Annotated in this window: 14 protein-coding genes; 9 read left to right on the top strand and 5 right to left on the bottom strand. The window is 32.7% G+C overall.

Going from position 1 to position 13,312, the window contains the following annotated elements:
• Nucleotides 1-76: 76 nt before the first annotated feature.
• From Q0783_RS07440 to Q0783_RS07430, 3 genes are all read right to left on the bottom strand, one after another.
• Nucleotides 77-1,936 (bottom strand): PspC domain-containing protein, encoded by a 1,860-nt coding sequence (locus Q0783_RS07440; protein ID WP_298894280.1) that lies wholly within the window; start codon nucleotides 1,934-1,936, stop codon nucleotides 77-79.
• Nucleotides 1,936-2,274, bottom strand: a complete 339-nt coding sequence (locus Q0783_RS07435; protein ID WP_230937256.1) for a PadR family transcriptional regulator — start codon at nucleotides 2,272-2,274, stop codon at nucleotides 1,936-1,938. The genes Q0783_RS07440 and Q0783_RS07435 overlap by 1 nt, the downstream gene beginning before the upstream one ends.
• A gap of 62 nt (nucleotides 2,275-2,336) precedes the next feature.
• The gene (locus Q0783_RS07430; RefSeq protein WP_298894279.1) at nucleotides 2,337-2,783 is read right to left on the bottom strand and encodes a DUF4870 domain-containing protein; all 447 of its coding nucleotides are present in this window, start codon (nucleotides 2,781-2,783) and stop codon (nucleotides 2,337-2,339) included.
• Between the two features lie 144 nt (nucleotides 2,784-2,927).
• On the opposite strand from Q0783_RS07430, the gene Q0783_RS07425 reads away from it, so the two are divergent.
• The 5 genes from Q0783_RS07425 (at nucleotide 2,928) to Q0783_RS07405 (ending at nucleotide 6,154) form a co-directional block, all read left to right on the top strand.
• Complete coding sequence (locus tag Q0783_RS07425; RefSeq protein ID WP_298894278.1) at nucleotides 2,928-3,383, top strand: DUF4442 domain-containing protein; 456 nt, start codon at nucleotides 2,928-2,930, stop codon at nucleotides 3,381-3,383.
• Between the two features lie 65 nt (nucleotides 3,384-3,448).
• On the top strand, nucleotides 3,449-4,246 hold the full coding sequence (locus Q0783_RS07420; RefSeq protein WP_298894277.1) for a TIGR00266 family protein: 798 nt from the start codon (nucleotides 3,449-3,451) through the stop codon (nucleotides 4,244-4,246).
• Between the two features lie 134 nt (nucleotides 4,247-4,380).
• Nucleotides 4,381-4,578, top strand: a complete 198-nt coding sequence (locus tag Q0783_RS07415; protein ID WP_230937252.1) for a hypothetical protein — start codon at nucleotides 4,381-4,383, stop codon at nucleotides 4,576-4,578.
• A gap of 112 nt (nucleotides 4,579-4,690) precedes the next feature.
• Nucleotides 4,691-5,065, top strand: coding sequence for a hypothetical protein (locus Q0783_RS07410; protein ID WP_298894276.1), 375 nt, complete (start codon nucleotides 4,691-4,693; stop codon nucleotides 5,063-5,065).
• Nucleotides 5,066-5,125: 60 nt separating this feature from the next.
• A complete protein-coding gene (locus Q0783_RS07405) occupies nucleotides 5,126-6,154 on the top strand; it encodes a transporter (protein ID WP_298894275.1) in 1,029 nt (342 codons plus the stop codon).
• A 71-nt stretch (nucleotides 6,155-6,225) separates the two neighbouring features.
• Here the strand turns inward: Q0783_RS07405 and Q0783_RS07400 are convergent, their stop codons facing one another.
• Nucleotides 6,226-7,164, bottom strand: coding sequence for a LysR substrate-binding domain-containing protein (locus Q0783_RS07400; RefSeq protein ID WP_298894274.1), 939 nt, complete (start codon nucleotides 7,162-7,164; stop codon nucleotides 6,226-6,228).
• A 103-nt stretch (nucleotides 7,165-7,267) separates the two neighbouring features.
• Between Q0783_RS07400 and Q0783_RS07395 the strand changes: the two genes are divergently transcribed.
• Nucleotides 7,268-7,747: a Dps family protein gene (locus tag Q0783_RS07395; RefSeq protein WP_298894273.1), complete on the top strand. Its 480-nt coding sequence runs from the start codon at nucleotides 7,268-7,270 to the stop codon at nucleotides 7,745-7,747.
• An 87-nt stretch (nucleotides 7,748-7,834) separates the two neighbouring features.
• Here the strand turns inward: Q0783_RS07395 and Q0783_RS07390 are convergent, their stop codons facing one another.
• Nucleotides 7,835-9,313 (bottom strand): hypothetical protein, encoded by a 1,479-nt coding sequence (locus Q0783_RS07390; protein WP_298894272.1) that lies wholly within the window; start codon nucleotides 9,311-9,313, stop codon nucleotides 7,835-7,837.
• Nucleotides 9,314-9,445: 132 nt separating this feature from the next.
• Here Q0783_RS07390 and Q0783_RS07385 point away from each other — a divergent pair, with 132 nt between their 5' ends.
• The 3 genes from Q0783_RS07385 to Q0783_RS07375 are packed head-to-tail and all read left to right on the top strand — an operon-like array spanning nucleotide 9,446 to nucleotide 13,245.
• Nucleotides 9,446-9,958 carry an RNA polymerase sigma factor gene (locus Q0783_RS07385; RefSeq protein WP_298894271.1) on the top strand — a complete coding sequence of 171 codons (513 nt, stop codon included), beginning with the start codon at nucleotides 9,446-9,448 and terminating at the stop codon, nucleotides 9,956-9,958.
• A gap of 60 nt (nucleotides 9,959-10,018) precedes the next feature.
• Nucleotides 10,019-10,945 (top strand): FecR family protein, encoded by a 927-nt coding sequence (locus Q0783_RS07380; RefSeq protein WP_298894270.1) that lies wholly within the window; start codon nucleotides 10,019-10,021, stop codon nucleotides 10,943-10,945.
• Complete coding sequence (locus tag Q0783_RS07375) at nucleotides 10,942-13,245, top strand: TonB-dependent receptor (protein ID WP_298894269.1); 2,304 nt, start codon at nucleotides 10,942-10,944, stop codon at nucleotides 13,243-13,245. The genes Q0783_RS07380 and Q0783_RS07375 overlap by 4 nt, the downstream gene beginning before the upstream one ends.
• Nucleotides 13,246-13,312 lie beyond the last annotated feature (67 nt).

Here is a 13,312-nt window from a genome sequence, read left to right as displayed (position 1 = left end):
AAGGTTCAAATATTTAAAAAATGGTTGGTTAGTTAAATTTTAAATATCTGAACCGTTGATTGATTAGGATGAATTGTTAATTCTCGTTGTTGTCGGTTGTGATTTTTACACCGTCTTCGTCGTTAATATTAACATTAACATCGTCGATTTTTGCTTCAAGTCCGTCGTCGTCAATTTTTAGACTACTGTTATCCGATTTAGCCTTTATGCCATCCTCGTTAATTTCGAGTCCGTTCTCGTCATCGTCTATATCAACTTCGGTTCTGAACTCATCATCTTCCGGACAATCCAAACATTTCACACCGTTGGTAATGATTTTAAGATGACGCTCTTCCATGTTATGATCAAGAATGTCGTTATAATAGTAATCATTACTATGATAGTTGTATGTGTTTTTATCTGCATAAAGTACAGCGCCTTCAGGTAAATAAACGGTTACAGTAACCGACTGACCTTTGCGGGCCTCATCTAAAGGAATGGTTAAATAGCTATCTAATGATAATTCATTATTCTGTAAGTTATATTTGTAGCTGATACGTTCTGCTCTATTTTTAGCATTGTTGTAATCTGATCCTCTTGCACTGCGTTCTACTCTAATTTTACCAATACTATCTTTAGTTGATCTCACAATAAGTCTCACACCTCTAGAGTATAATACTTTATTGTCGTTATCGTCGTAAGCTGTATCAAAGCCATAACTTCTATAGTATCTGTTTCTTGAGAATAAATCATTGTCATCCATTCGTAAACTTATAGTGTCGTTAGCTGTAATTGATGCTAATTTTTCAGTCTTAATTGTAGAACCTTCTTCTTTAAAACTAAGTCCGAATTTTGCAGACAATATAATTAATGAGATAAATGAAATTAACCATAAGCCCAATAAGGTATATTTTGCTGGGTTACCAATAGATTTCAGATTGGTAATTAATATTTTCAATCCAAGGTAGAATATGAAAAATGCTATAATACCAACAAAGAAAAATACGAGTAGCGACATGACCCAAACAGGTACATTAGTAGCATCGGCAATATGAAAGAAATTGGTTCCAGGAATGTTTACGTTGTCCAGTATGCTAAGGCTAAATAAGCTAATTACTAATGAAATGATAGTGACTGCACCAACGATCATTAAAATAATACCAAAGAATTTAGCAAAAAGCTTTAAAAAGAACATAATGATGTCTCCAATAGTCTCAAAAAATGTACTAGATGTTGATTTTATACGTTCGCCTTGACGAGGTAAATCGGCTTTTTTTACACCTTCGGAAATAGAATCTGAAACGTGTTCGAAACCTTCTTTTATTTTATCGCCTTGTTTTTTTAAATCTACATTTTGAACAGCATTGGACACACTGTCGAAACCGTCTCTAATTTTTTTTTCGATGTTACTAATATTGACTTGCTCACCCTTCATCATTAATTTTTCAGAAGTTGTTGTAGCTTCAGGAACAAAGATCCAAAGTAGGATGTATAATAAAACTCCTGTACCTGCTCCAAAAATTAATAAGAACCAGATTAAACGAATCCATAATGGATCGATACCAAAATAGTGCCCTAATCCTGATGAAACACCTCCAACATAAGAGTTGTCTGTATCTCTATATAATTTTTTAGATGTAGACGTACTACGTTTTGAGTATGAACGTTTAGGCTCATCTTCGAAGATTTCGTCATCAACCAGATAATCTTCTGGTTGTCCCATGATAGTGATGACTTCATCTACCTCTTTATGCCCTATAACTTGTCTTTCGTTTTGTACACGCTCACTAAATAGTTCGGCTATACGAGCTTCAATATCTGATATGATTTCTGATCGACCTTGAGAGTCTGTAAATGAACGTTTTATAGCCTCAAGATAGCGCTGTAATTTTAAGTATGCATCTTCGTCTATGTGGAAGAATATACCTGCTAAATTTATGTTGACTGTTTTATTCATTATTTTTTAGTTTTTTCTCTTGTTACTATATTAACTGCATTTTGTAATTCGTTCCAGGTAATGGTTAATTCTTTTAGAAATAACTGACCTGTTTCTGTAAGACCATAATATTTTCTTGGTGGTCCAGATGTGGATTCTTCCCAACGATAATTGAGTAGTCCAGCATTTTTAAGCCTTGTGAGAAGTGGATAAATTGTCCCTTCTACCACAAGTAGTTTTGCGTCTTTAAGCGTGCCTAAGATTTCTGCCACGTAAGCATCGTCATCTTTTAATACTGACAAAATGCAGTATTCTAATACGCCTTTTCGCATTTGTGCTTTTGTGTTTTCTATCTTCATAAATGAGATTTTAAAGTGAAACTGTTCATTTTTTGATTGATTGATGGTTAATTGATGAAATTTTATTTTAAAAAGTTGATGGTTAATGGATAATGATATAATTCGCCATCTCTTGCTTTTAAACTAGCAATAACTATAAATACCATTTCTAGAATAAACCCTATGATTGCTAAAAAAGCTAAACCTCCAGTTATATATAATAGAGGAGAAGGTTGTCCAATATTGATATGAAAATCATGAAACCCATTAAAATCCACAAAGTCTAAACCGTTGAAAACTTTAAAAATGAAAAATGGGATTGATATTGTACCAAGAATTAATGTATAAAGTAAAATACTTATTTGAAAATTAATGGCTTGCTTCCCATGATTATCAATAAACTCTGATTTGTCTTTGTTCACCATCCATAATACAATTGGCCCAATGTAATTTCCTAATGGAATTATAAACCTACTAAAGGTTGATAAATGGATAAATGTTGCGATGTTTTTTTGATGATTGTCTAACATGATTTTAAAACATATAGTAATTTCTTATACAAATATATGTCTAAAAACAGGTATTATGTTACGCATAGTACTTAAATTTAACATAATATTAACAAATGGTAGTGTCAAATATTTTCAATAAATTAGCTGAAACTTCCAGTAAACATGATAGTTTCACCAAGAAAACTCAATGCCTTTTTATTATTTAAATTACCATCCGCATATTTTTGTGGTGTACGTACTAAAGCTTTAAGTAATACCACTTGTGTGGTTTCGGTCAAGCATAGATGGTTTAATCAGAACCCATTTAAGTCTATGTTTTGGGCTGTACAAGGTATGGCAGCAGAGTTAACTACTGGTGCTTTGGTTATGTCTAAGATCAAGTCAAGTGGAAAGAATATTTCCATGTTGGTCGCCAATAATAATGGATCGTTTACTAAAAAGGCAACGGGAAGAATTACTTTTACTTGTAATCAAGGAGAAGACATTGATGATGCCATTAAGAAAGCCATAGAAACAGGAGAAGGACAAACCGTTTGGTTAAATTCGAAAGGAATAAATAAAGACGGCGTACAAGTATCAGATTTTAACTTTGAATGGACGCTAAAGGTTAAAAGTTAATAATGAGTTGTAACAAAAGCAGGAGTCTTAAAACATATAGGTAATCAATTAAAAAACACAAAACCATGACATCACACGAAATCGATTACAGAATTTACGGAGAAGAAATGCAATATGTCGAGATAGAACTCGACCCTCAAGAAGGTGTTATTGCAGAATCTGGAAGCTTTATGATGATGGACGACGGTATCAAAATGGAAACCATTTTTGGTGACGGTTCAGAAAAGGATACAGGGTTCTTCGGAAAAATATTAGGTGCAGGAAAACGTATTCTCACAGGCGAAAGTTTGTTTATGACAGCCTTTTATAATGACCTTTCAGGAAAGCGCAATGTATCATTTGCTTCACCTTATCCTGGAAAAATTGTTCCTATAGATCTTACAGAGTATAATGGCAAATTTGTTTGTCAGAAAGATGCATTTCTATGTGCAGCTAAAGGTGTAAGTGTAGGTATAGAGTTTTCTAAAAAACTTGGTCGCGGACTCTTTGGAGGCGAAGGATTTATCATGCAAAAGTTAGAAGGCGATGGGATGGCCTTTGTACATGCAGGAGGAACCATGGCAAGAAAAGAATTACAAGCTGGTGAAACGTTACGAGTAGATACAGGTTGTATTGTTGGGTTTACTCAAGACATCGATTATGATATTGAATTTGTTGGTGGTATTAAGAATACCGTTTTTGGAGGTGAAGGCTTATTCTTTGCTAAACTTCGAGGGCCTGGAGTAGTATATGTGCAATCACTACCATTTAGCAGACTTGCAGGTCGTATTGTGTCTTCTATACCAAGAGGTGGTAATAGTAAGGGAGAAGGCAGTATCCTTGGAGGTTTAGGAGATTTATTGGATGGCGATAATAGGTTTTAACATATAATTGGCTGTTAAATTTTGACACTGTTCGTCTAGGGAATCATTTTTTTTACTACATTTAGAATGTAATAATTAAAACAAAGGCATATAAAACAAATCTACTTTTTTTAAACCCTAAACCCAATTAAAGAATGGCAAGAGCAATGTTTGAGTACACAAAAACTGTACTTAATAAAGTGAGTTTCGACGCTACATTGTTCTGTAAAGAATTACAAAAAGCACTTCAAAGATTATTACCTTACGAAATTGAAGAGCTTAAGATTTATATTAAATCTTTAATCTTACAGAACCCAGAATTAGATCAATGTTTAATCTTATTAAATGAATAAAAAAAAGCGACTTACGAGTCGCTTTTTTTATGGTTTTAAGTTTAGTAGAATTTACTTTTAATTTATCTTTGTATAAATCATTGAAGCCCTGAAAAAGATATTTCTTTTCATATTGCTCATCTCTTTCGCTTTTAGACCAATTTACTTTGTAGGTCAAGTCTTATATTACCAGTTAAACATTGATTATATTATTGAGACCTATTGTGTGAATAAGGAAAAACCCGAGCTTCAGTGTAATGGTAAATGTCATTTAGCAAAACAGCTTCAAGTTTCTCAAAATGATAGCTCAAGTGATGAAAGTTTAGCTATAAATACCGTATTTGAGGCATTTTATCCATTATATTTTCAAGTATATCATTCAGAAAACGATACAGTAATAGAGCCTTATTTATCTAAAAAAAGATGGTGTTCTAATACTACTGAAACACGTAATTTTATTTATGAGTTGTTTCATCCTCCTCGGTTTGTGCCTTCTTATTTCGGCTAAGACATTTCTGTCTTAATTTTTTCAAATTATTTATAACATTCATTTTAAAAGCAATACAGAATGAACAAACTTATATATGTCATTTTTTTAATGGCAAGTACGCTCGTATGCGCACAAGACAACGAAGACACAAAAAAATGGTCAGGAAGTAGACCAGATGGACATGCACCAATATCGGTTATGGGAGACCATACGCACGGAAAAGGAGAATTTATGTTCTCATACAGATATATGTCCATGGCAATGGAAGACCTCAAACGCAGTAACGATGATGTGGGATTTGGGAGCGTTTTGGTTCCAAATGGAGGAGAGTATATGGTCACACCAACAGAAATGCCAATGCAAATGCATATGCTAGGCGCTATGTATGCACCAAGTAATCGAATTACAGTTATGGCTATGACTAGCTATATAACCATGGAAATGGATCACCTTACTGCCATGGGTGGAACATTTATGACTGAATCTTCTGGATTTGGTGATTTGAAGTTAGCCATGATGTACAAGTTTTTTAACAAAAACCGTCAGCAATTACATGGACAAATAGGATTTTCTTTGCCTATAGGATCTATAGATAATAAAGATGAAACACCAGCCTCTATGGGTAATGAAGTTATTTTGCCTTATCCAATGCAAATTGGCAGTGGAACTTTTGATTCTGAATTGGCTTTGACCTATTTAGTTCAAAATAATGCTATTTCATTTGGCTCTCAACTAAGAGGTGTCATTCGTTTTGGTGAAAATGATAATGATTATTCCTTAGGAAATCGTTATAGTTTAAATAACTGGATGGCCTATAAAGTTGCAAATTGGTTGAGCTTCTCAGCACGTTTGGAAGGTTTGATTGTTAGTGAGATTGATGGCGTTAATTCTGATTTAAACCCAATGATGGTGATTACCGCAGATACTAGGAACTCAGGTGGTACCTATATTAATTCTGGCTTAGGTTTTAATCTTTATGTGCCTGAAGGGTCATTTAAGAATGTGCGTTTTGGTTTTGAATTTGCGACTCCATTATTGCAAGATGTAAATGGTGTTCAGTTAAAACAAAAGGAAACCATTACTTTAGGTGTTCAGTATGCCTTCTAATATGGGCTTATAGTTAAAAATCGCAGATAAACCTTAAAGGTTTTTCTGCGATTTTCTCTAAAAGTTAAGATTTATTTAGCTATTGGACTAATAATCTCAACATTTTGAAATGCTATAGCACCTCTTATAATACCAGAGATTACATTGTGTAATGCATCAATGATTTGCATTTTTAGTTCACTTTTGTGATAAATAATACTTACTTCTCTAGCTGGTGAAGGATCATTAAAATGATGTAATTTAGCTGACATCTTTTCGTTAAGATCTAGCGTATTTAGATAGGGAAGAAGTGTCATTCCCAAGCCTTCATTGGATAGTTTGACTAAGGTTTCTATGCTACCACTTTCTAATTGAAATTGGTCGTCTTCATGGGTTTTAAATGCCTTACAAAGATTGATTACACCATCTCTAAAGCAATGACCATCTTCTAATAGCAACATGTCATTAATATCTAAATCAGATACCTCAATTTTTTTCTTGTCCTTTAATCTGTGATCGTCTGGGACATAACCTACAAAAGGTTCATAGTACAGTACACGCTCTTTTATCGTTTCGTGTTCTAGAGGCGTAGCAGCAATTGCGGCATCCAAATGTCCGTCTACAATTCTAGTGATGATTTCTTCAGTGGTTAACTCTTCAATTTTGAGTTTGACCTTTGGGTATTTCTTAATAAAAGTTTTGAGAAACATAGGTAATAGTGTTGGCATTATGGTTGGAATAATCCCAATCTTAAATTCACCACCAATAAATCCTTTTTGTTGATCTACAATATCCTGTATACGATCAGACTCATCAACTATATTTTTGGCTTGCTGCACAATTTTTCTACCAACATCTGTAAGTTCAATAGGTTTTTTACTTCTATCGAAGATGAGTATATCGAGTTCTTCTTCTAATTTTTGTATTTGAGTACTTAGAGTTGGTTGCGTTACAAAACACTTTTCGGCAGCTTTTGTGAAATTCTTATGTTCTGCTATAGCTAATACGTAATGTAGTTGTGTAATTGTCATTGTTATTCATTTAGACTATAAAAATATAAAAACTATTTATAAAAACTATAATAAATTGAATTAATTATAAAATAAATTTGCATTAATAAAAACAATAGACATTATGACACTAAATAGTATAGGGCTTGAAACTCACAAAACAAGATTAATTGCAGAAGATTTAAATCATCTTTTAGCAAATTTTCAGATTTATTATCAGAATTTAAGAGGCATTCACTGGAATATTAGAGGAAAACGTTTTTTCGACTTACATGTAAAGTTTGAAGAGCTGTATACAGATGCCAATATAAAGGTAGATGAAATTGCAGAACGTATTTTAACTTTAGGTGTGACTCCGTTACATACCTTCGAAGATTACACAAAAGCGGCAAAAGTCCCTGTTGGTAAAGATATTTCCGAAGATGAAAAGGCTGTAAAACTCATAGTAGCCTCTTTAACCGAATTATTGAAAATTGAGCGTCAGATTTTAGAAAGCTCTGGAAATGCTAATGATGAAGGAACTAATTCTATGATTAGTGATTTTATAACAGAGCAAGAAAAAACGGTATGGATGATGAAAGCTTGGTTAGATGAAAGTATTTGAATCTAAGAAATATTGTATCTAAAAGAAAACCCTCTGGAATCAATAGGATTCCAAAGGGTTTATTATCAAGCTTAAAACCAATCAATTTTATTCACAACCAGATGTTATATCTAGTACCCATGAAGCAGTACTTACTACTTCTGGTCCTTCTGGATTATCACAATCAAAGAATAACCAAACACTAGCAAAGTTACCTGAATCTGTATTTACAGTAACACCAACCTCTCCTCCAACAGGAGTTGTTGAAACTTCCCAAGTACCTGAAGTTATTGGGTCATTGGCCTCACTTACGGTAACTGTTCCATCACTACCAAACACATAAGTGTATTCTTGATCTCCAATGGTTACAGTCCAAAATTGACATTCAACTAATAGACCTTCTACATCTTCTTCAGAGCAATCTGAAGGATTATTTATATCCTCACATTCGATAAAGTCTTCTGAGCTAAACCCTGCACATTCTGCATAACATGCATTAGGGAAAGACGTAACAAATACTTGTCCGTTTTCTTCATATTCTACACAAACTGGATCGATTTCTTCTTCTAGACATTCTAAACATTCTGAACCTGTATTTCCACAGTCAACAAAATCTTCTTGAGTAAATCCTTCACATTCTGCATAACATGCATTAGGGAATGGAATGATTATCGTTTGACCGTCTTCTTCATATTCAACACATACAACTGGACCATCTGTATTTGCACATTCTTCACAATCATCGTCGTATTCATCAAAGCAATCTTCTAAAATGTCTTCAAATTCTTCTTCATTGTTTATAGTTAATACATCACCATCATCAAGAGTCACGTCAATTGGGAATACGAAATCAAAATAGTATGAATTGTATAAGGCGTTATCTAATTCTTCTTGTGAGTTTACTTCTAAAGTTGTACCATCATCTGTAATAATCGATAGTGGGAAGTTAAAAGTAAAGCACTCAATACCTCCAGGGCAATTATAATCTTCTTCGCAGTTTTCAGAAAAATCATCTTCGGTAAATCCGTCACACTCTGCATAGCATTCATTAGGATAAGTCATTAAGAATACTTCTCCGTTTGGAGCTTCTATTTCAACACAAACTGGGTCGTACTCGTCATCGCATTCACAATCAAATTCATCAAAATCACAGTCTTCTAAAACATCTTCAAATTCTTCTTCATTGTTAATAGTAACTACTTCTATAGCATCAGAATCATCGTTATATGTTTCGACATCAAAAGGAAAAGCAATCCCATTAATGTATAGATCATCTGTAGAATTAATTAAAACTTGTACTAAATCTTCAAGACTTTCAACAGCAACTGTAGTCCCGTTATTATAAGATAGGTTAATTGGGTATACGAAATCAAAACAGAAATCAAACACGATATTTCCTGTTGGATTCTCCGTAGGAATCATGTTTCCTTGATTGTTGAATTGTAATCTAAGTTCTGATAGAGATGTAGTGATAGACGCACTTTCGTCTATATTTTGATCTTCTATTACAGGTTCGTCATTTGTACATGACGTAAAAACGCTTGCAATAAGGGCAAAGCTTAAAAGAAATAATTTGAAATTTTTCATCATAGCAATTTTTAAGATTAAATATGGTTTTATCGATTAATCATAACTAAGACAACTGTCAAAAAAAATACCCTACTTTTTACTCTAATTTTTTTTTATTTAGTTTTGACACGTTCACTTTCAAAGCAAATAATGGCTAAAGATCCACATAAAATATGTCAGTCTCAAACTTTTGAGACTATCTATCGTGAGTATGCCAAAGATTTGCGACGCTTTATTTTTTTTAAAACTCAGGATATCGATAAGGCTGAAGACATTTTGCAGGAAACTTTTATAAAACTTTGGGACAACTGTAGTAAAGTAAATTATGATAAAGTAAAAAGCTATCTTTATACAGTAGCCTCAAATACGTTCTTAAATTCTGTGAAACATGACAATGTGGTGAGAAAGCATCAACAAAGTTTAGTGAAAGAAGCTACTAATGAATCTCCAGAGTTTATAATGCTTGAGAAAGAGTTTATGGATAAGTTAGAACGTACAATAAATGGATTACCCGAAAAGCAGAAGGAAGTATTTCTATTAAATAGAATAGAGAAAAAGAAATACAAAGATATAGCTCTAGAATTAGACATTTCGATAAAAGCTGTTGAAAAACGAATGCATGCTGCATTAGTTGTCATGAGGTCGGAAATTGGAAATATTTAAAAAATATGATGTTTTAGGTAGGGTTTTATTAATTGTAGTTGTCTTTATTATAGTATTCAAATGAAAGAACAAGATTTACATAACGAAAAAGATACGTTTTTAGCCAAATGGTTAGAAGGCAAGATCACTGATGAAGATCTGAAAACCTTAGTGACTAACGCTGAGTATAATTCTTATATGAAAATCAAAAAAGGGATTGAAACCTACGAAGCATTAGAAGCCTCAACAGAAGCCTCTTTTGAAAAAATTACTGATCATATTTCTAAAAAGAAAGGTAATGTTCGTAAGCTCCATACGAATAGTTGGTTTATTGGTATTGCTGCATCTATAGTCTTATTTTTTGGACTATTCTCGCTCTTAGCTGATGATATTGTGACAATCAAAACCAATTACGGAGAATATAAAACAATAGCATTATTAGATGGGTCTGAGGTGATTTTAAATTCTAAATCTACATTGACATATAATGAAGACGAATGGGCATCTGATAGGTCTTTGCACTTAGAAGGTGAAGCCTATTTCAAAGTAGAAAAAGGAAATACGTTTACAGTACATACTGAAAATGGTGAGGTTAAAGTTTTAGGAACACAATTCAATGTTAATTCTATAAGCGATCTATTTGAAGTGGTTTGTTTTGAAGGAAAAGTGAGCGTACAATCTAAAGACGAAAACTACATTTTATTACCAACACATTCTGTTAGACGCATTAATGGTCATTCTATAGAAAAGTGGGAAACCTTTGAGACTGATCCTACTTGGATTCATGGTGAAAGCACGTTTAAAAGTGTACCTTTAAAATATGTGATTTCTGCATTAGAATCAAGATACGATATTAATATTGAAGCAAAAGATATTGATCAAACAGTTGTGTATACAGGTAGTTTTACCCACAACGATTTAGATACTGCATTAAAAACGGTATTTAAATCTCTACAAATAAGATACGTTGAAAAAGACAATCGGAACATCTATTTGAGTATAAAGTGAAAAAATTGATTAACAGCATTTTACTAATTTTGCCTGTTTTAGCCTTTTCGCAAGAAGAGGCTAATAAATTTTATATCAATTTTGAGTCTGAAAAAATTGAAAATGCTTTTGATCTTATTGAAGATATTTATGATGTACGTTTTTCATATAAAGACGAGATTATAAAAGGAAAAACAGTTAATCTTAAAAAAGAAAAGCGCAGCTTAACACAAGTGCTTAAAGCTATAGAAACACAAACTGGGTTGAGTTTTGAAATTGTTGCGAGTAGATATATCATCGTCAATAAATCTGAATCTGAAGTCAATATACAAGAACTAGATAAAATAATTATTAATAGTTATCTCACAAAAGGCATATCCAAGCGGAAAGATGGGTCATATCAAATTAGTCCGAAAGATCTGGGCATATTACCTGGCCTCACCGAGCCAGATGTCTTAGAGAGTATTCAATTATTACCAGGAGTTGTGAGTCCAAATGAAACAGCTTCTGGTTTTTTAGTTAGAGGCGGAAAGATGGATCAAAATCGGTTAATTTGGGATGGGATTAATATTTATCATAAAGGACATCTCTTTGGAATGATCTCACCATTTAATCCCAATGCGACTAAAGATGTTACTTTTATAAACAAGGGGTCTCATCCTAGATATGGTGAACGCGCTTCTAGTGTAATATCTATGCGGACTAATTCAGAAATTGAGGATGAATTAAAAGCACAAATAGGGTTTAATGGTATTAGTGCAGATGCATTTATTGAAGCACCAATCATTAAAGATAAATTGGGTATTCAAGCTTCAATTAGATCAAGTTATACCGACCTCTACCAATCCTATACATTCGATAGATTAGCAGATAAGGTTTTTGAAAGCACAAAAATTGAAAACGGTGATAACCCCAATAACGATTTCAGTTTTTTAGATTTTAATGTGAAATTAAACTACCAACCTAATGCTAACAATAGCTTGTATGCAAGCATGATCTCTATAGATAATCAGTTAAATTATACAGTGTTTGATATAGATAATGACCAAAGTTTTAATGATCTTATGTTGATTAAAAACACAGGTTATGGCATGGGTTGGGAAACCCAATGGAATTCTAAATTGAGTCAACATACATCAGCGTTTTTTTCAGAATATAAACTCAATTATAATTTTATTACTTCGGAAGGAGAGACGCAAGTGTCTGATTTTGAAAAGCGAAATGTGATCTTTGATTCTGGAATTTCAACAGAGTTTGTGCAGCATATAAATACTAATAATTCTGCGACGTTAGGTTATCAATTCGTATTAAAAGATGTTGCATATGCGTTTTTAAATACAGCGAATTTACAATTTGTTTTAGATGAAGATAAAACTGTAGTAAAAACGCATAGTCTATATGGAAATTATGAATATAAAAATCCAAAATTATTTGAATTGTCTTTAGGTTTAAGAGTAAACTACTTTGATGAACTCGACACCTTTAGGTTTGAGCCAAGATTGTTGTTTTACAAACAGTTACTCAGAAACTTAAAACTTCAAATTTCGGGAGAAATTAAAAATCAAATTATTAGTGAGATCGATGAAACCATAATAAGTGATTTGTCTTTAGAAAATAGAGTCTGGCGATTAGCTAACGGAAATGAGTTTCCTATTATTAATAGCAAACAAGTATCTGCCGGATTTATCTTTACTAACAATGGATGGACTATAGATATCGACAATTACTACAAAACTTTAAATGATATCACAGCTTTGTCTTTTGGATTTTTGAATCCAAATAATAGCGCATTTAATATTGGAGAGCAGCGAATTTACGGTGTTGATGTTTATGTGAGGAAACGATTTAATAGGTTCAATTCTTGGCTAAGTTATGCATTCAATAATTCGGAGAGTAAGTATCAAAATTTAAATAATACTGAATTTTTTGATTCCAGATCTAATGTAAGACATGCTTTTACTGCTTCATTAAGTTATAAATTATCAAATTTTCAAGTGGCGTTAGGATGGCGGTGGCAAACAGGTAAGCCTTATACAGCATCTACAAATGGAATTAATGGTTTAGAGTTTAATGATGGAATAAATACCAATAGATTACCAAACTATCACCGACTTGATTTATCGTCTACGTATAAGTTCAAATTTTCCGAAGATAGTAAGTTAAGAGCAAAAGTAGGGTTTTCAATACGAAACGTCTACGATAATAAAAACCTTATAAGTAGAGAGTATAGAGGTAATAACGACTTAAATAGTGATATAGAGCTTATAGATAGATTCTCTATAGGTTTTGCACCTAATATCCTTTTCAGATTATATTGGTAAACCAATGTAAATGAAAAAGAACCTTCTATGAGAAGGTTCTTTTTTTTGATTGACTAACTTTTTGATT

Origin of the sequence: uncultured Psychroserpens sp., from assembly GCF_947500255.1 — a bacterium.
In the GTDB taxonomy this organism is placed as follows: Bacteria; Bacteroidota; Bacteroidia; order Flavobacteriales; family Flavobacteriaceae; genus Psychroserpens.
This window is presented reverse-complemented; position numbering and strand designations above follow the sequence as displayed.